This is a genomic window from Bradyrhizobium sp. CFUWI (assembly GCF_056429085.1).
In genome coordinates this window covers 1-465 of sequence record NZ_JBWJZE010000171.1, presented here as the reverse complement: position 1 = coordinate 465, position 465 = coordinate 1, and the positions used below count along the sequence as shown (strand labels likewise).

At 70.1% G+C, this 465-nt stretch carries 1 protein-coding gene; it reads right to left on the bottom strand.

Features of this window, described 5'->3' with window-relative positions:
- Positions 1 to 465: tRNA (adenosine(37)-N6)-threonylcarbamoyltransferase complex transferase subunit TsaD (locus AC066S_RS39260; RefSeq protein ID WP_478271972.1), on the bottom strand; the 465-nt coding region annotated here is incomplete at both ends.

The following is a 465-nucleotide window of genomic DNA, read 5'->3' as shown; positions in this document are numbered from 1 at the left end:
CCACCACGCGGCGCAGGCCGGAGCCCTCCAGCGCCGCCAGGGTCTTTTTGACGAGCACGTCGACGATGGCCGCCTGGGTGCTGGCGGCCAAGTCGGCCTTGCGCGCCTCCAGCTGGTCGCCGAGCTTTTTCGCCTGGGTGAGCACGGCGGTCTTGAGGCCCGCGAACGAGAAATCGAGGTTGCCGCTGTGCAGCAGCGGCCGCGGCAGCTTGAAGGCCGCGGCATCGCCCTGCTCCGCCAGCCGCGACAGTGCGGGCCCGCCGGGATACCCGAGGCCCATCAGCTTGGCGGATTTGTCGAAGGCCTCGCCGGCCGCATCGTCGATGGTCTCGCCCAGCAGTTCATAGCGGCCCACCCCGTCCACACGCATCAGCTGGGTGTGCCCGCCCGAAACGAGCAGTGCGACGAACGGGAACTCGGGCGGATCCGCGCTCAGGAACGGCGAGAGCAGGTGCCCCTCCAGGT